Here is a 17,793-nt window from a genome sequence, read left to right as displayed (position 1 = left end):
CCTCAGCCCGCCCCCACGGCCGGCTCTCCGGTCAGCCCAGCCGACCGAGCGCTTCGGTGGCGATCCGCTCGAAGACGACCGGGTCGGTGTCGAAGTCCGAGTCAGGGATCGGCCAGTGGACGACCAGTTCGGTGAAGCCCAGGTCCCGGTGGCGGCCCGCGAAGTCCACGAACGCGTCGACCGACTCCAGCGGGCGGTTACGGTCGGGGGTGAAGGCCGTGAGCAGGATCTTGTCGAGCTCCGCCACGTCCCGGCCCGTCTCCTCGCACGCGGTGCCGAGCCTGCCGATCTGGCCGCGCAACGCTTCCACGGACTGCTCCGGCGTGCCCTCCTCGAACAGCTTCGGGTCCCCCGTGGTCACCCACGCCTGCCCGTACCGGGCGGCCAGCCTCAAACCTCGCGGGCCGGTCGCGGCAACGGCGAACGGCAGCCGGGGCGACTGGACGCAGCCGGGGATGTTCCGGGCCTCCTGCGCCGTGTAGAACGCGCCCTGCTGCGAGACCGCGCCCTCGGTGAGGAGCCGGTCCAGCAGCGGCACGAACTCGCCGAAACGATCCGCCCGCTCGCGCGGGGTCCACGGGTCCTGGCCGAGCGCCGTGGCGTCGAAGCCGTTGCCACCCGCCCCGATGCCGAGGGTGACCCGGCCGCCCGAGATGTCGTCGAGCGAGATCAGTTCCTTGGCGAGCGTCACCGGATGCCGGAAGTTCGGCGAGGTCACGAGGGTGCCGAGCCGCATGGTTTCGGTGGCGACGGCCGCCGCGGTCAGCGTCGGGATCGCCCCGAACCATGTCTTCTCCCGGAACGACCGCCACGACAGGTGGTCGTACGTGTAGGCGGCGTGGAAACCGAGTTCTTCGGCCCGCCGCCAGATCTTCTGTCCTTCGCCCCATCGGTGGACGGGGAGGATCACGGTGCTCAGACGCATGGCTTTGACGATACGTGGATCCGCGCCACCACCGACGCCCCGATCGACCGGAGCGATTCGGGGAACCACGCCGGCACCGCTTCGGGGGCCGCTACCGTGGGTTCATGGTCACGCCGGACCGGGTAGAACGCGAGGCCGTGAGCAGAAATTCGACGCGGGGCGCCCCCGGTGGGGACGAACAGGGGAACGGCCTGTTCGACATGGTGGAGCGGCACCTCGATCCGTCCTCCACCACCACGGTTCTCGGCGCCGATGTGACGGTGCGCGGTGTCGGTACCGCATCCGGCAGGGGGGAGATTCACCCGGTGCCCCCGTGGGCGCCTCCGGCCGGCGCTTCATCCTGGACCTGCCGTCGCCCGCCCCGCGCCCGATCGCGTGAAGTCGATCGAGGCGTACCGCCACGGGGCCGGTAGGGTCCGGACACCTCCCACGTCGCACAGGACCGGTGCGCACGAAAGGGCTTCCGGTGGCTGACGCCGTACAGGTCGCGGATGGGCCGTCGCTCGCCGGCCTCATCGAACGCAGCGCCGAGCTGAAGGAGGAGCTGGTCTCCTTCGCTCGGAGCGCCCGCTTCGACAGGTGGTTGACACCCCTGCTGCGGGAGGCTGCGGGGCCCGCACAGCAACTGGACGAGGGTGAGGCCGTCCGGATCATCGACCACTTCGTCCTGCGGTACCAGCTGCCTGACGGGACATCCGTGCTGGACCGGTTCCTCACAGCGCGGAAGGACCTGGCCGTCGCCGACCGGGAGATACTGCTCGGCCGGCGTGACCCGGTCGAGGGCGTCTTCGAGATCCGGCGGAAGGACGGGGATGCCGTCGTCCTGCTGAACCTGGTCGATGACCTGGATTACCGCACGTACTCGAACGTCGGGCGAGCGGCTTTCCGCGGACTGTCCAAGGGGGGATTCCTCCATACGTGCCTGGCTCCCGTCCACTCGGCCGACGGGGCGTGGCTGGTGTCCGGGGCGATGTCGTACTACCCCGAGTCCAGTGCCATCGACATTGCCCGAGCGGCGCTCGGACTGGCCACCAGCCGTCCCGAACTGGTCTTCCGCAACCCCTCGAAGATCGAGCAGGGGTGGCAGCGGATGCGGGAGGACCGGGCCGCGTTCGTCGAATTCTGCGGCAGCGACGAACTGATCCTTCCCCCTGCGGAATCCGAGAGCCTCCTCAACGCCTACTACCGCCACCGCCGGGACACCGCTGCCCCCGCACGGCCCAGCCCCGCCCGGCGCGGGCGACCGTCCGGCCCGGACCTGCCGCTGTTCGAGCTGCCGCAGGAGCTCGCCGAAGCGGACACCATCGGTGTCATCTACGACGAGCTCGACGGGCTGAACTTCTACGCCGACTACGGGCTGCTGCGAGACCTCTTCGCAGACCCCGCCCGTGCGGGCCGCAGGAGGCACCAGGATCTGCTGCGCACGTATCTGCGCGAGGAGTCGATCGCGCCCTTGCCGATCCGCCGTCTGGCCGCCGCCCACCCGGAGACTGCTGACGAGGTGTTCCGAAAGCTGCTGCGGAAGCCCGGATTCGTCTGGAGCGAGCACGGCGAGACGCTGCTGCGCCGACGCAAGCCCTGGTACTACGAGCGCGAGCCCCGTCCAGGTGTCTCGGTGATCGGCGACCGCCTCAGCGCGCTGGCCACCGGCTGCCGGTAGTCGTCAGCGGTGGTACCGCGCGGACCAGCCCCGGTCCCGGCCTCTCCGGGACCGGGACCGCCTCCGCATGCCGGGACCCCGGAATCCGTCGGACCGTCCGGCTCGCACGGGGCACCGGGCCGGGACGCCGGAGTCCGCACACCCGGCACCCAACATCCGCACCCGCACCCGCACCCGCACCCGCACCCGCACCCGCACAAGATCGCCCGGCTGCGCTCTGGCATATGCCAGAGGCCTATCCCCCTGATCAGAGGCGCGTGGCACTCATATGTGCGCCCCTCTGCACGCCCGTGCACCGAATGCGGGAGAATGGAGCGGTGACCACGCCTACCGACGCACCGCCTGCCGCCGTGCCCCGGCTGATAGCCACCGACCTGGACGGCACACTGCTGCGCGACGACAAGACGTTGTCGGCCCGGACGATCGCCGCGCTCGTGGCGGCCGAACGTGCGGGCGTGCACGTTCTCTTCGTCACCGGGCGCCCGCCCCGCTGGATGGACGCGGTGGTGTCCCATCTGCCCGAGCACGGGACCGCGATCTGCGCGAACGGCGCTGCGGTGGTCGACCTGGGCGACGGTGGCCGGCTGATCAGGATCCACCCGCTCGGCCGGGCCGAGGCACTCGACGTGGTGCACCGGGTACGGGCAGTCGCGCCCGGCACCACGTTCGCGGTCGAGTTCACCACCGGCCTCCACTACGAACCGCTCTACCCGCCGTTCCACAAGGACCCCTGGGCGAGCGTGGCCCCCGTCGAGAAGCTGCTGGCCGAGGAGGCACCGGGCACGGGCGCCCCCGTGCTGAAGCTCCTCGCCCACCACACGGCGATCGCCCCCGACGCCTTCCTCGCCCTGGCCCGCGAGGCCGCCGGGGACCGGGTCTCCTTCACCCGGTCCAGCCCCTCCGCGCTGCTGGAAGCCGGTGGGGCGGGCGTCTCCAAGGCCCGCACACTCGCGGAGTACTGCGCGGAGCGAGGGGTGCTCCCCGAGGAGGTCGTCGCCTTCGGCGACATGCCGAACGACGTCGAGATGCTGAACTGGGCCGGCACCTCGTACGCGATGGCCAACGCCCATCCGGCCGCCGTGTCCGCCGCGTCGGGACGGACGCTCACCAACGAGGAGGACGGCGTGGCGGTCGTCCTCGAACGCCTCCTCGCCGCCCGCTGACACCGTCACGCCCGCCGGGCGCCGCCCCGCCGGACAGCACCCCGGCCGGACGCCCTCGCCGACGACCGGGGGCTCAGAGCGGCGCCTCCCAGACCACCGATGTTCCGCCGCCGTCCTCCCCGAGCCCCGGGCCGAACCAGCTCGCCCCGCCCAGCGACTCCGCCCGGCGGGCCAGGTTCCGCAGACCGCTCCGCCGGCCACCCTCCGGGATACCGACACCGTCGTCCGAGACCGTCAGCCGGACGGCGTCCCGCCCGTCCGGCAAGGTGGCCGTGGCGTCGACGACCACCTCGATCCGCGAGGCGTGGGCGTGCCGGAAGGCGTTGGAAAGTGCCTCGCGCAGGGCCGCGATCAGGTTCTTCCCGGTGAGCTCGCCCACCAAGGTGTCGATCGCCCCCAGAAAGCGGTGCGAGGGGGTGAAGCCGAGGGGCACCGACGCCATGTTGACCTCGCGCAGCACTCGGACCCGCAGCCCGGACGGCGCCTCGGCCGGCTCCTGCTGGAGCGCGAAGATGGCGGTGCGGATCTCCTGGATGGTGATGTCCAGCTCGTCCACGGCCCGGCCGACACCCTCCCGCACCTCCGGCACCACCGAGCGGCGCTGAGCGCTCTCCAGCATCATCCCGGTGGCGAACAGCCGCTGGATCACCAGGTCGTGAAGGTCCCGGGCGATCCGGTCGCGGTCCTCGTACACCGCGAGCCGCTCCCGGTCGCGCTGTGCCTCCGCCATCATCAACGCCAGCGCCGCCTGCGCCGCGAACTGCACCCCGAGGGTGCGTTCCGCCGCACTGAACGGACGCTGCCCCTGCGCCCGGGGCATGGACAGCGCCCCGAGCATCCGGCCACCGCTGCGCATCGGCAGCAGCATGTTCGGGCCGTACCGCTCGGACGTGCGGCTGATCAGGCGCGGGTCGGTCGCGGCGTCGTCGATGAACACGGGCTCCCCGGCCAGCAGCGCGGACACCACCGGGCTCTCCGGACCGATGATCACGCCCAGTGAAGTGGAGGGATCGTCGGAGGCGACCGCGACGACTTCCAGCCCGTCCGCGCCGTCCTTCCCCACCGGCAGCAGGACGGCGCCGGCGGCCGAGCCGGCGAGCCGGCGAGCCTGCTCGGCGACGACGCTCAGAGCGTCGTCCGCGTCCCCGCCCGCGAGCAGCGCCGTGGTGACCGCGACCGATCCGTCGATCCACCGCTCGCGCTGACGGGCCGCCTCGTAGAGGCGGGCGTTGCCGATGGCGATGCCCGCCTCCGTGGCGAGCACCCGGACCATGTGCAGGTCGTACTCGTTGAACTCACCGCCGTGGTGTTTCTCGGCTAGGTACAGATTGCCGAAGATCTGCCCCTGGACACTGATGGGAACGCCCAGGAAGGTGCGCATCGGGGGATGCCCCGCCGGGAATCCGGCGTAGCGCGGGTCGGCGGTCAGATCGGTCAGCATCACCGGAGCCGGGTCGTGGATGAGCGCCCCGAGGAGTCCCTCGTGGCCGCTGGGAGGGCGTCCGATCGCGCGCGCCTCCTCGGCCGACATGCCGTGGGTGACGAAGTCGAGGAGCCCCTCCGCGGACTCGTCCACGACACCGATCGCGGCGTACCGGGCGTGGGCCAGTTCGGCGGCGGTCTCGCAGATGCGGTCGAGCGTGGAGTGCAGTTCCAGCCCCGTACCGACCGAACGCATGGCCTCCAGCAGTTGCGGCACCCGGGCGGTGAGTTCGGGGGAGAGCCCCTGCAGATCCCGGGCCGCCCGGGTGGCCGCTTCGAGCGACTCCTGGTCCCAGGCGTTCCGGCCCACCTCGCCGCGGTCCGCCGCGCCCCGCCGGTGCCCCTGCCGCTCTGCCATGCGTCGAGCGTACGGAGGGACCCTGCCCACGGAAAGTCGGATTCATCCCGTTCTGCACGCGGGGCAGGGCTCAGGCGTATACCGTCCGGGCCGGTTCGAGCGGGCGCACCGCGCGCAGGTCGGCCTCCCGTTCGCGCTCCAGCATCCGGCGCAGCGGCCCGTCCACCGCGGCCAGCTCGGCGTGGGTGCCGCGCTGGACCACTCGTCCGCCGTCCAGCACCACGATCTCGTCCACCGCGTCGAGGCCCGCCAGACGGTGGGTGATGAGCACGGTGGTGCGCCCGCGGGTGACGTCGAGGAGGTCCGCGGTCAGCGCGTCCGCCGTGGCGATGTCGAGGTGCTCGGCAGGCTCGTCGAGTACGAGGACGGGGAAGTCGGCGAGCAGGGCGCGGGCCAGCGCGAGGCGTTGCCGCTGGCCGCCGGAGAGCCGGGCGCCGTGTTCGCCCACCAGGGTGTCGAGCCCGTCCGGCAACGAGTCGGTCCAGTCGAGCAGCCGCGCCCCGGCGAGCGCGTTCCTCAGGTCCTCCTCGGTGGCGTCGGTGCGTGCGAGCCGCAGGTTCTCGCGTACCGAGCTGTCGAAGACGTGCGCGTCCTGGGCGCAGAGCCCGACGAACGTACGGACCGTGTCGCCGTCGAGCGCGGCCGCGTCCGTGCCGCCGAGCCGGTAGGTGCCCCGCTCCGCGTCCAGGAAGCGGAGCAGGACCTGCGCGAGGGTGGTCTTGCCCGAGCCGGACGGGCCCACGACCGCGATCCGGCGCCCCTGCTCCAGGGTCAGGTCGACCGAGTCCAGAGCGGGCCGCGTCGCTTCCGGGTAGCGGGCCGTCAGGCCGCGCACTTCCAGCGGGAAGGGGGTGATGGGGGCCGGAGCGGCGTCGGCGGGTTCGCGTACGGGGACGGGGGCGTCCAGCACCTCGTACACCCGCTCCGCGCTCCGGCGGGCCCGCCGCCGGTACTGCACGGCGAGCGGCATCCCGTTCACGGCCTCGAAGGCGGCGAGCGGGGTGAGCAGGACGACCGCGAGTTCCAGGCCGCCGAGCCGTCCGCCGTGCACGGCGGGGAGCGCCACCAGCGCGCAGGCGACCACGGTCAGCCCGCTCAGGAGCGAGGAGAGACCACCGCCGAGTGCGGTGGCGGAAGCGGCGCGGGCGGCGATCCGGGTGAGGGCCCCGTCGGCCGCCCGTACCCGCGCGGTGCGCGAGGGCAGAGCACCCGCGACGGTCAGTTCGGCCGTGCCGCCGAGCAGGTCGGTGACCCGGACCGCGAGGTCGGCACGGGCCGGGGCGAGCCGGCGCTCCGCCCTGTCGGCGACCGCCCCGCTGAGCAGCGGCACACCCACTCCGGCGAGCAGCAGCCCTACGGCGAGGACCACACCCGCCTCCGGGAGGAGCATCCCGAGGAAGCCCGCGGAGGCCACGCCGACGACCACGGCGGTACCGGCGGGCAGCAGCCAGCGGAGCCAGTAGTCCTGGAGTTCGTCCACGTCCGCCACCAGCCGGGAGAGCAGGTCGCCCCGACGGGTGGTGCGCAGTCCGGCGGGTGTCACCCGCTCCAGCCCCCGGTAGACGGCGACGCGCAGTTCGGCGAGGAGGTGGAGCACGGTGTCGTGGGAGACGAGGCGTTCGGCGTAGCGGAAGAAGGCCCGGCCGATACCGAAGGCGCGGGTCGCGGTGACGGCGACCATCAGATAGAGGACCGGGGGCTGTTCGGAAGCGCGGGAGATCAGCCAGCCGGACACCGCCATCAGCCCCACCGAGGAGCCGAGCGCGAGGCTGCCCAGCAGCAGGGCGAGGGCCAGTCGTCGGCGCCGGGCGCCCGCTGCCGCGCGGACCCGTGCGAGCACCTTGCCGGTCCGGGGAGCGGTCTCCCGCAGGTTCTCGGTCTCCCGCAGGGGCTCGGGAGTGGTGGGGGCGGGAGCCGACCGCGCGGGTGCCTCCACGTGCCCGGGATCCGTACCGGTGGGCCCCGGGCCCACAGCGGCTTCACCGGTGGTGGCCGGCTCCAGCGTCACCACCCGGTCGGCCAGCGGCAGCAGCGCGGGGCGGTGCGCGACCAGCAGGACGGTTCGGCCCTGGGCCAGTCGGCGCACCGCATCCACGATGTCCGACTCCGTCCCGCCGTCCAGGCCGGCGGTCGGCTCGTCGAGCAGCAGTACCGGCCGGTCGGCGAGGAAGGCGCGGGCCAGGGCGAGCCGCTGGCGCTGCCCGGCGGAGAGCCCGGCGCCATCCTCCCCGAGGAGGGTCCGCTCCCCCTCGGGCAGCAGGCCGACGAACTCGTGGGCACCCGCGTCCCGCAGCGCAGCGGTCACGGCGGCGTCGTCGGCGTCCGGCCGGGCGAGGCGCACGTTCTCCGCGACGGTGCCGGCGAAGAGGACAGGACGCTGCGGAACCCAGGCGATGTGCTCGCGCCAGCGTTCGGGGGAGAGGGTGGCGAGATCCACGCCGCCCACCCGTACGGTCCCCGCGTCCGGCGACGTGAAGCCGAGGACCACATCGAGCAGCGTGGACTTGCCGACCCCGCTCGGGCCGACCAGCGCCACCGTCTCCCCGGGCTCGACCACCAGGGAGGCATCTGCCGGGGAGGCCCCGGTCCGGCCCTGGTGCCGGACCGTCACCCCGGCCAGCTCGATACGGAGCGACCCCGGCACGTCCGCCGTACCCGCCGCCGGCAGTTCGGTCTCCAGCACGGCGAAGATCTCCTCCGCGGCCGACAACCCTTCCGCCGCCGCGTGGTACTGCGCGCCGACCTGGCGGATCGGGAGATACGCCTCGGGGGCGAGGATCAGCACCAGCAGGCCGATGTAGAGGTCGAGTCCGCCGTGGACGAGCCGCATGCCGATCGTCACGGCGACGAGGGCCACCGAGAGTGTCGCCAGCAGCTCCAGCGCGAAGGAGGAGAGGAACGCGATCCGCAGGGTTCGCACGGTCGCCAGCCGGTACTCCGAGGTGATCTTCCGGATCGACTCGGCCTGGGCCTTCGCCCGGCCGAAGACCTTGAGCGTGGGCAGCCCGGCGACCACGTCCAGGAAGTGGCCGGAGAGCCGGGAAAGCAGTTTCCACTGCCGGTCCATCCGGGACTGGGTGGCCCAGCCGATCAGCATCATGAAAGCGGGGATGAGCGGCAGCGTGACCACGATGATCGCGGCCGAGACCCAGTCCTCGGTGACGATGCGTGCGAGGACCGCGACGGGTACCACCACCGCGAGGCCGAGCTGCGGGAGATAGCGCGAGAAGTAGTCGTCCAGCGCGTCGACACCCCGGGTCGCGAGGGCGACGAGCGATCCGGTGCGCTGCCCGTCCAGCCACCCGGGGCCGAGCTGTGCGGCCCGCTCCAACAGACGGCCGCGCAGCTCGGACTTGACCGCCGCACTCGCCCGGTACGCGGCCAGCTCGGTGAGCCAGGCGACCAGCGCCCGGCCCGCCGCGACGGCGACCAGCAGGATCAGGGGGGTACGGAGTCCGGAGACGCTCAGCCCGTCCTCGAACCCGCCGACCACGATCTCGGCCACCAGCATCGCCTGGGCGATGACCAGCACCGCACCTACCGCGCCCAGCGCCACCACGGCCATGAGGAAGAAGCGGGTGGCACGGGCGTACCGGAAGAGACGCGGATCGATCGGTTTCACGTGAAACATCCCCTGCAGTTCGGGTGCGGCCGGTACGGGCGGCTCGACGCCAGGTGTCCGGCGGCGACCGGTCGGGCCGCCGCCGGACACCGCCTAATGCGCGTCGGCGATGTGCTGGGTACCGATGCGCTTGCGGAACACCCAGTAGGTCCAGCCCTGGTAGAGCAGGACCAGGGGCGTGGCGATCCCCGCGCACCAGGTCATGATCGTGAGCGTGTAGGGCGTGGACGAGGCGTTGGTGACGGTGAGGCTCCACGCGCCGTTCAGCGAGGACGGCATGACGTCCGGGAAGAGCGCCAGGAAGAGCATCGCCACGGCCGCGGTGATGGTGAGGCCCGAGAACGCGAACGACCAGCCCTCCCGCCCCGCGGCGATGGCCACGATCGCCCCGGTCAGGGCCAGGACGGCGACGGCCATCGCGAGCAGCGACCAGCCGTCACCGGTGCGCACCTGCGTCCAGATCAGGAAGCCCAACGCCAGGACCGCGGTGAGGAACCCCAGCCGCAGCGCGAACTTCCGGGCCCGGAAGCGGATCTCACCGACCGTCTTCAGGGCCGCGAACACCGCTCCGTGGAAGGTGAAGAGGGTGAGCGTCACCGCACCGCCGAGCAGGGCGAAGGGGTTGAGGAGGTCCCAGAACCCGCCTACGTACTCCATGTGCGCGTCGATCTTGACCCCGCGCACGATGTTGCCGAAGGCCACGCCCCAGAGGACTGCGGGGATCAGCGAGGTCCAGAAGATCGCGTGTTCCCAGTTTTTCTGCCAGCGCTCCTCCGGTCGCTTCGCCCGGTACTCGAAGGCGACGCCCCTCAGGATCAGGCAGAGCAGGATGATCAGCAGTGGCAGGTAGAAGCCGGAGAAGAGGGTGGCGTACCAGTCGGGGAAGGCCGCGAAGGTGGCACCTCCGGCGCTGAGCAGCCAGACCTCGTTGCCGTCCCAGACGGGTCCGATCGTGTTGATCAGGACTCGCCGCTCCTTGCGGTCGCGGGCCAGCACCTTGGTCAGGACGCCGATGCCGAAGTCGAAGCCCTCCAGGAAGAAGTAACCGGTCCAGAGGACGGCTATGAGGACGAACCAGACGTCGTGGAGTTCCATCGTTCCGCTCCTTCCTCTCAGTACGAGAAGGCCATCGGCCGGTCGGCGTCGGCGTCGTCGTGACCACCGATCGTGGCGGGCGGGTTGAGGTCGTCCTGACTGAGTTCGGGAGGTCCGGCCTTGATGTACTTCACCAGCAGCTTGACCTCGACCACCGCGAGGATCGCGTAGATCAGGGTGAAGGCGATCAGCGAGGTGATCACCTCACCCTGCGAGACGCCGGGGGAGACCGCGTCCTTGGTCTTGAGCACACCGAAGACGACCCAGGGCTGCCGCCCGGTCTCGGTGAAGATCCAGCCCCAGGAGTTGGCGATCAGGGGGAAGAGCAGGGTCCAGAGCGCGACCAGCCAGTACAGCTTGGTGAGCTTCGGGCTGAGTGCCTTGTTCTTGAAGAGGACCAGATGCGGCACTTCGTCGTCACCGGTCCGCATACCCGGCGGCAGCATGAACTTCTTCCGGGTCAGCCAGAGTCCGAGGGCGCCGAGGCCGAAGGAGGCCATCCCGAAGCCGATCATCCAGCGGAAGCCCCAGAAGGCCACGGGGATGTTGGGCCGGTAGTCCCCCGGACCGTACTTCTCCTGCATCTGTTCGTTCAGCTCGTTGATGCCCGGGATGTACGAGGTGAAGGTGTCGTCGGCGAGGAAGGAGAGCACTCCGGGGACCGAGATCTCGACGTCGTTGCGGCCTTCCGAGACGTCGCCCACCGCGAAGATCGAGAAGGGCGCGCCTTCCTGCCCCTCCCAGAGCGCCTCGGCCGCCGCCATCTTCATGGGCTGCTGCTTGAACATCACCTTGCCGAGCAGGTCACCGCTGATGGAGGTCAGCAGGCCGGCGACGACCACCGTGATGAGCCCGAGCCGCAGTGAGGTCCGCATGACCGGGACGTGCTTCTTGCGCGCCAGGTGGAAGGCGGCGATCCCGACCATGAAGGCGCCGCCGACCAGGAAGGCCGCCGTGATGGTGTGGAAGAACTGGGCGAGCGCCGTGTTCTGCGTCAGCACGTGCCAGAAGTCGGTGAGTTCGGCGCGTCCACGTTCCGTGTTCATGCGGTAGCCGACCGGATGCTGCATCCAGGAGTTGGCCGCCAGGATGAAGTACGCGGAGAGGATCGTCCCGAGCGAGACCATCCAGATGCAGGCGAGGTGGATCTTCCGGGGCAGCTTGTCCCAGCCGAAGATCCAGAGTCCGATGAAGGTGGACTCGAAGAAGAAGGCGATCAGCGCCTCGAAGGCCAGCGGTGCACCGAAGACGTCACCGACGAACCGAGAGTAGTCGGACCAGTTCATGCCGAACTGGAACTCCTGGACGATGCCGGTGACGACGCCCATGGCGATGTTGATCAGGAAGAGTTTGCCCCAGAACTTGGTGGCCTTGAGGTACTTCTCCTTGTTGGTCCGGACCCATGCCGTCTGCAGCCCCGCCGTCAGTGCGGCGAGGGAGATCGTCATGGGGACGAAGAGGAAGTGGTAGACGGTCGTAATGCCGAACTGCCAGCGCGCCATCGTCTCGGGCGCCAGAGCTAGTTCCACGTCGTCGTCTCCTTACGTCGCCGTAGTGACAGCCGCGGTTCGCCCGATTGACCCCACCCATTACGGGACCAATCGGGTGCGCTTGTGAAAGCGTTCACATTCACAAGCAAAGTATGGCGCACGCGCTTCCGGATCTTCGAACGGGGGGGGTCCCTTCCTGTACGTGCCCCCCGGCACCGGACAGAACCGATGGGAATCGGCGGTTTCAGGACAACCACCGACGTCGCGGGCAACACCACGCGGCCCCGCCCGCGACGCGCGCGTACGAGGGGCCCCGCCCTCGGGGAAGGCCGGCATCGGGAAAAGCCGAGGGCGGGGCACCGGTACGGCATTCCGGAGTCGACCGCGATGCCCCGCCTCGGCGCACGGAACGCCCGGAGCGCGGACCACAGCAGCACACGGAACGCCCGGAGCGCGGGCTACAGCCGCGCGCGGAACGCCTCCGCCGACTTCAGGAAGAGGTCGTTGGCCTCGTCCTCGCCGATCGTGACCCGTACGCCCTCGCCGGCGAACGGCCGCACGACCACCCCGGCCCGCTCGCAGAACGCGGCGAAGTCGCCCGTACGCTCGCCGAGCCGCAGCCAGACGAAGTTGGCCTGGCTCTCCGGCACCGTCCAGCCCTGCTCCACCAGAGCGCGGTGCACCCGGTTCCGCTCGACCACCAGCGAGCCGACCCGTCCCAGCAGTTCGTCCTCGGCCCGCAGCGACGCGACCGCCGCGTCCTGGGCGATCCGGCTCACACCGAAGGGCACGGCCGTCTTGCGCAGCGCCGCCGCCACCCGTTCGTGCGCCACCGCGAACCCGACCCGCAGTCCGGCCAGTCCGTACGCCTTCGAGAAGGTGCGCAGCACCGCGACGTTGGGCCGGTCCCGGTAGATCTCCAGCCCGTCGGGGACGTCGGCGTCACGGACGAACTCCTTGTACGCCTCGTCGAGCACCACCAGCACGTCGGAGGGGACCCGGTCGAGGAACCGCTCCAGCTCGGCCCGGCGGACCACCGTCCCGGTCGGGTTGTTGGGGTTGCAGACGAAGATCAGCCGCGTCCGGTCGGTGACGGCGTCCGCCATCGCGTCGAGGTCGTGGACGTCCCCGTCGGTCAGCGGCACCTTCACCGAGGTCGCCCCGCTGATCTGCGTGATGATCGGATACGCCTCGAAGGAACGCCAGGCGTAGATCACCTCGTCGCCGGGCCCGGAGGTGGCCTGAAGCAGCTGTTGCGCCACGCCCACCGAGCCGGTTCCTGTGGCGAGGTGCTCCAAGGGCACCCCGAACCGGTCGGCCAGCTCCTCCATGAGGCCCGCGCAGGACATGTCGGGGTAGCGGTTGAATTCCGAGGCAGCCGCGAGAGCGGATTCCAGCACGCCAGGCAGCGGCGGGTAGGGGTTCTCGTTGGAGGACAGCTTGAAGGCGACCGGCCCGTCCTGGGAGGCCGGCCTGCCCGGCACGTAGGCGGGGACACCGTCCAGCTCGGGGCGTAGCTTGGGATTCGTCTCGCTCACCACGGGTTCTCCTCGACCGTCGACGCACTTCGATGCGTCTCACCTTATGAGGAGGCGCCGGACCCGCCCCGTGGACGGGAGCGGCCGGCACCGCTCCGGCACGACGTACGGCCGCGCTCACCCGTTTCGGCGACGGAACGCGACGAGCGGGGCACATCTGGAGGGGGCGTGCGTACTCTCCGTCACAAGCCGGTGGCTCGCGCCGTGGCGCGCATCCCTCGAAGTGGTGAGTTGATACCCCTTCCGTCGACCACCCGCAGGGCGGACTCGGACCGATGGATACATGACACATCCGCCCCCTTGCCATCAACTCCCTTGTTTTACAAGGCAATCTCTCCCCAATGACCTTGCAGAAACGTGCCTGTCAACAGTTGCATATGCGTCCGGCCGAGTTGGCCTCCCGAGCCCTAATATCGGCTCGCCATGACAGCAGCAGGGAAGCACCAGGTGAGCCGGACCGAGACCCCCCGGCGCAGCGGCCGGCCAGGACGCGCGGGTATTCGCGACGTCGCCGCCGCGGCGGGGGTATCGATCACGACCGTCTCCGACGCGCTCAACGGCAAGGGCAGGCTTCCGGACGCCACCCGCCGCCACGTCCGCGAGGTCGCAGAGCGCCTGGGCTACCGCCCCTCGGCCGCGGCCCGCACCCTCCGTACGGGCAAGTCGGGCCTGATCGGCCTGACCGTGACCACGTACGGGGATGAACCTTTCACCTTCACCGAGTTCGCGTACTTCGCGGAGATGGCGAGGGCCGCGACCTCGGCCGCGCTCGCCCGGGGGTACGCCCTCGTGATCCTCCCCGCCACCTCGCGTCACGACGTCTGGTCCAACGTGGCGCTGGACGGGACCGTCGTGATCGACCCCTCGGACCAGGACCCGGTGGTCACCGAACTCGTCCGCCAGGGCCTTCCCGTGGTCTCCGACGGCCGGCCCGCAGGATCGCTCCCCGTGACCGCCTGGGTCGACAACGACCACCGCGCGGCGGTGCTCGACCTCCTCGACCACCTCGCCGCGGCGGGCGCCCGCCGGATCGGGCTGCTCACCGGCACCACCACCGACACGTACACCCGGCTCTCCACCACGGCGTACCTGCACTGGTGCGAGCGCGTGGGCCAGGACCCGGTGTACGAGTCCTACCCGGCCCACGACCCGTGCGCCGGAGCGGTGGCCGCCGACCGGTTGCTCGCCCGCCCGGACCGCCCGGACGCCGTCTACGGCCTCTTCGACCCCAACGGCACCGACCTGCTCGCCGCCGCCCGTCGGTACGGCCTGCGGGTCCCCGACGATCTCCTGCTGGTCTGCTGCAGCGAGTCCACGGTCTACGCCGCCACCGAGCCGCCCATCACGACGCTTTCACTGAAGCCGCGCCGCATCGGCACCGCCGTGGTGCAGCTCCTCATCGACGCGATCGAGGGCGTCGAGCACGACGGACCGGTCGAGCGGGTGATACCGACCGAGCTCATCGTCCGGACCTCCTCGCAGCGCCGGCCGCCCCGCACGACGGTGAGCGCGCCACGCTCTCCGAGCAGGGACTGAACGGATTAATCCGGACCAATGGACAGGTGAACGGCGCACCCGCCCGGATTCACCGCCCCTGGTGCGTCACACGGGGCGATCCGCCTTCCTATGATGGGCGAACGACACCGCGGACCACCTCTGCCAGGCATGGCCCGTCAGGTGTACGGCGGCGCGACGGTGGTGGAGGGGTCGATGACTCAGAGGGCCGGTCAGGAACCCGTGGTGCGTACGGCGACGTTGCGCGACTTCCGCGTTCCGCCGTACGCGCGCACGACCATGCCCGGAGAGGACCCGCATCCGGACGGCGCGCTCACGCATCCCGGGAACGCCGTTCCCGACGACGGGGTGCCGGAGGGCTACACGCCGACCGAGCGCGATCTGCCCGTGATCACTCCGGCCGGTGTGCCCGTCGTGGCATCCGTGCCGGAGGCGGCTCCCGGCGGGGCCGACGGACTCGGCCCGCTCTACGTCGTCGGCGACGTGCACGGCTACCTCGATGAGCTGAAGGCCGCGCTCGCCGACCAGGGCCTCATCGACGTCAACGGCAACTGGTCGGCCGGCAACGCCCGGCTCTGGTTCCTCGGCGACTTCACGGACCGGGGCCCCGACGGCATCGGCGTCATCGACCTGGTCATGCAGCTCTCCGCCGAGGCCGCCGCCGCGGGCGGCTACTGCAAGGCGCTGATGGGCAACCACGAACTGCTGCTCATCGGCGCGAAGCGGTTCGCGGACACCCCGGTGAACTCCGGCGCCGGCACGGCCACCTTCCAGGCGGCCTGGCTGCTCAACGGCGGCCAGAAGCACGACATGGACCGGCTGCGCGACGTCCACCTGCAGTGGATGTCGCGGCTGGACGCGGTCGTGGAGGAGGACGGGCATCTGCTGATGCACTCCGACACGACGGCGTACCTCGACTACGGGGCGACCATCGAGGACGTCAACGACACGGTCCACGCCATCCTCACCCGTAACGACGCGGACGAGTGCTGGGACCTGTTCCGCAAGCTCACCAAGCGGTTCGCGTTCCGGGACGACGGCGGCGCGCAGGCGGTACGCGAGCTGATGGCCGCGTACGGCGGCCGGCGGGTCGTCCACGGCCACAGCCCCATCCCCTACCTCCTGGGCGAGGTCGGATCGGAGGACGGCGAGAACGGCGCGGGGCCGCTGGTGCACGGACCGCACGTGTACGCGGACGGGCTCGCCATCGCCATGGACGGCGGAGTGACCATGGCCGGAAAACTGCTGGTCGCCCAACTTCCCCTGCATGACTGACATTCCACCGGGTAGGGCTCCGTCGACCTGATCGTTCGCGGTCGGCGGGCCTATTTCCGGAAACACCCTGTCACCCCTCGCCCTGGGCGCTCTACCATCGGCGTATCAGTAGCAGGCTCTCCTCCGTTTCGACCGAAATGCCCTGCCGTGCGCGGGTTTTCGGGCGCCACGGAGCATCGGGGGATGCAGATGACAAGCGCTCCGCACCTGCTGGCCGAAGACCGGCCCGAGTACGAGCGAATCCTCGGCGACGCGCTGCGCCACGCGCACGAGCGACCGGATCTGGACGGAGTCGGGGAACGGCTCAACCGGGAGCAGTTGCGGACCATGGCGCTGAGCGCCACCGCGCTGATCACCGCGGCCGCCGCCACCGAGTACGAGCACTACGTGAAGGCGCGCGGGGAGCTCCGGACCCGGACCGGGGACGCCGACGAGGAACCGGACGAGACGCAGGACCCTCCGGGCCGGACGGGCGAGGGTGTGGGTGTCGGCGCGGTCGTCACCGCGCTCGCCCCGCTCCTCGCGGGTTCCGCCGCGGTGATCTTCCTGCTGATCGGCTACCTCCTGAAGGCGGTGAGCCCATCCCTGTCCATCGGGGGCCCGATGGTCACCGCGGGGTGGCTCTTCGCCGCCCTCGCCGCGCTGGCGATACTCGCCGCCGCCGTCGGGCTGCTGGTCACGGCGCTCCGCAACAGCTCCAACGAGCTGGCCGTCGCGATGGAGGAGGACGACGTACCGGAGGAGATCGCCCGGGCCCGTGAGGCCTGGCGCCACGCGCTGCTGGAGCGCGGCATACTCCCGTTCCTCCGCGACGCGCTGGACGACCCGGCCGCCGCGCCGGCCGCCCGCGTCCCCCGGCAGTCGCCGAACCGCATCCCGAAGATCGGGTACAGCAGCCCGGACTTCTCGAACCCGCAGGACGGCTCGCGCCAGAGTCCCCGGCCCTCCTTCACCAGTCCCGATTTCAGCAGCCCGGACTTCGACAGTCCCGGCTTCGGCAGCCCCGGCTTCGGAAGCCCGGGCATCGGCGGTCCGGGACCCGGCACCCCGGAACCCGACGCGGGATCCTGACCCGCGGGGGCCGGCGCGGAGGCGTCCTGCCCCACCCCGCCCCCGTTCAGCCCGCCTCGGCCACCGCCACCCGCCCCCGGGGACCGGATGCCCTCAGCCCCCGCGCCTGGGGCGAGACCAGAACTCCCGCGGTGGCCAGGACCACCAGAACCGCGCAGCCGTACAGCGCCGGTCCCGACCCCACCGCGCCCGCGACGGGCCCCGCGACCAGCAGCCCGAGCGGGGCGAAGGCGAGCGAGCCGAAGAGGTCGTACGAACTCACCCGCGAGAGGGTGTCCTCCGGGATCTCCCGCTGCACGGTCGTGGACCAGAGCACGGCGAAGACATCACGCGCCACCCTCGCGCAGAACATGGCTGCGGCGATCACGGCGAGCGGGGCGTGGGCGCCGAGGAGCGCGATGGGCGCGGCAACGGGAAAGGTCGCGAGGACCGCGACGAGGACGGGACGCGCCACCCGCGGGCGGGCCAACGCCCCGGCCCCGGCGATCATGCCCTCCGTCGCGGCCCACGCCGCGTACGCCGCGAGATCTGGCGCGAACCGTTCGGTGATGCCAGGGGCGGTCATGCCGGGGGACACCGCCCGCCGCCTCCCCCCGGAG

General features: G+C 71.3%; 12 protein-coding genes. 5 read left to right on the top strand and 7 right to left on the bottom strand.

What is annotated here, in order from left to right; genetic code table 11:
* Positions 1 to 31: 31 nt before the first annotated feature.
* Complete coding sequence (locus ACFWEP_RS18070) at positions 32 to 925, bottom strand: LLM class flavin-dependent oxidoreductase (RefSeq protein WP_387371285.1); 894 nt, start codon at positions 923 to 925, stop codon at positions 32 to 34.
* A 466-nt stretch (positions 926 to 1,391) separates the two neighbouring features.
* Between ACFWEP_RS18070 and ACFWEP_RS18065 the strand changes: the two genes are divergently transcribed.
* Positions 1,392 to 2,585, top strand: coding sequence for a hypothetical protein (locus ACFWEP_RS18065; RefSeq protein WP_387371284.1), 1,194 nt, complete (start codon positions 1,392 to 1,394; stop codon positions 2,583 to 2,585).
* Between the two features lie 299 nt (positions 2,586 to 2,884).
* On the top strand, positions 2,885 to 3,748 hold the full coding sequence (locus tag ACFWEP_RS18060; protein ID WP_387371283.1) for a Cof-type HAD-IIB family hydrolase: 864 nt from the start codon (positions 2,885 to 2,887) through the stop codon (positions 3,746 to 3,748).
* A 73-nt stretch (positions 3,749 to 3,821) separates the two neighbouring features.
* Here ACFWEP_RS18060 and ACFWEP_RS18055 read toward each other — a convergent pair whose 3' ends face one another.
* The 5 genes from ACFWEP_RS18055 to hisC form a co-directional block, all read right to left on the bottom strand.
* Positions 3,822 to 5,588, bottom strand: coding sequence for a GAF domain-containing sensor histidine kinase (locus tag ACFWEP_RS18055; RefSeq protein ID WP_387371282.1), 1,767 nt, complete (start codon positions 5,586 to 5,588; stop codon positions 3,822 to 3,824).
* A gap of 70 nt (positions 5,589 to 5,658) precedes the next feature.
* Positions 5,659 to 9,210, bottom strand: a complete 3,552-nt coding sequence (cydD, locus tag ACFWEP_RS18050; protein WP_387371281.1) for a thiol reductant ABC exporter subunit CydD — start codon at positions 9,208 to 9,210, stop codon at positions 5,659 to 5,661.
* Between the two features lie 93 nt (positions 9,211 to 9,303).
* Entirely contained in the window at positions 9,304 to 10,305 is a 1,002-nt protein-coding gene (gene cydB, locus ACFWEP_RS18045) for a cytochrome d ubiquinol oxidase subunit II (protein ID WP_387371280.1), read from the bottom strand.
* A 17-nt stretch (positions 10,306 to 10,322) separates the two neighbouring features.
* Positions 10,323 to 11,834 carry a cytochrome ubiquinol oxidase subunit I gene (locus ACFWEP_RS18040; protein WP_387371279.1) on the bottom strand — a complete coding sequence of 504 codons (1,512 nt, stop codon included), beginning with the start codon at positions 11,832 to 11,834 and terminating at the stop codon, positions 10,323 to 10,325.
* A gap of 419 nt (positions 11,835 to 12,253) precedes the next feature.
* Complete coding sequence (gene hisC, locus ACFWEP_RS18035) at positions 12,254 to 13,333, bottom strand: histidinol-phosphate transaminase (protein ID WP_387371278.1); 1,080 nt, start codon at positions 13,331 to 13,333, stop codon at positions 12,254 to 12,256.
* Between the two features lie 423 nt (positions 13,334 to 13,756).
* Between hisC and ACFWEP_RS18030 the strand changes: the two genes are divergently transcribed.
* From ACFWEP_RS18030 to ACFWEP_RS18020, 3 genes are all read left to right on the top strand, one after another.
* Positions 13,757 to 14,869 (top strand): LacI family DNA-binding transcriptional regulator, encoded by a 1,113-nt coding sequence (locus tag ACFWEP_RS18030; RefSeq protein WP_387371277.1) that lies wholly within the window; start codon positions 13,757 to 13,759, stop codon positions 14,867 to 14,869.
* Positions 14,870 to 15,043: 174 nt separating this feature from the next.
* A complete protein-coding gene (locus ACFWEP_RS18025) occupies positions 15,044 to 16,123 on the top strand; it encodes a metallophosphoesterase (RefSeq protein WP_387371276.1) in 1,080 nt (359 codons plus the stop codon).
* Between the two features lie 183 nt (positions 16,124 to 16,306).
* A complete protein-coding gene (locus ACFWEP_RS18020) occupies positions 16,307 to 17,194 on the top strand; it encodes a hypothetical protein (protein WP_387371275.1) in 888 nt (295 codons plus the stop codon).
* A gap of 46 nt (positions 17,195 to 17,240) precedes the next feature.
* Here the strand turns inward: ACFWEP_RS18020 and ACFWEP_RS18015 are convergent, their stop codons facing one another.
* Positions 17,241 to 17,759: a hypothetical protein gene (locus ACFWEP_RS18015; protein ID WP_387371274.1), complete on the bottom strand. Its 519-nt coding sequence runs from the start codon at positions 17,757 to 17,759 to the stop codon at positions 17,241 to 17,243.
* Positions 17,760 to 17,793: the final 34 nt, after the last annotated feature.

It is taken from the genome of Streptomyces sp. NPDC060198, assembly GCF_042728415.1.
Classification (GTDB): domain Bacteria; phylum Actinomycetota; class Actinomycetes; order Streptomycetales; family Streptomycetaceae; genus Streptomyces.
This window is presented reverse-complemented; position numbering and strand designations above follow the sequence as displayed.

Bases quoted from the DNA above. Each gene is read 5' to 3' on its own strand.
- ACFWEP_RS18025 (WP_387371276.1), top strand. From the start codon at position 15,044: ATGACTCAGAGGGCCGGTCAGGAACCCGTGGTGCGTACGGCGACGTTG.
- cydB (WP_387371280.1), bottom strand. From the start codon at position 10,305: ATGGAACTCCACGACGTCTGGTTCGTCCTCATAGCCGTCCTCTGGACC.
- ACFWEP_RS18020 (WP_387371275.1), top strand. From the start codon at position 16,307: ATGCAGATGACAAGCGCTCCGCACCTGCTGGCCGAAGACCGGCCCGAG.
- ACFWEP_RS18070 (WP_387371285.1), bottom strand. From the start codon at position 925: ATGCGTCTGAGCACCGTGATCCTCCCCGTCCACCGATGGGGCGAAGGA.
- ACFWEP_RS18055 (WP_387371282.1), bottom strand. From the start codon at position 5,588: ATGGCAGAGCGGCAGGGGCACCGGCGGGGCGCGGCGGACCGCGGCGAG.
- ACFWEP_RS18030 (WP_387371277.1), top strand. From the start codon at position 13,757: ATGACAGCAGCAGGGAAGCACCAGGTGAGCCGGACCGAGACCCCCCGG.
- ACFWEP_RS18015 (WP_387371274.1), bottom strand. From the start codon at position 17,759: ATGACCGCCCCTGGCATCACCGAACGGTTCGCGCCAGATCTCGCGGCG.
- ACFWEP_RS18060 (WP_387371283.1), top strand. From the start codon at position 2,885: ATGCGGGAGAATGGAGCGGTGACCACGCCTACCGACGCACCGCCTGCC.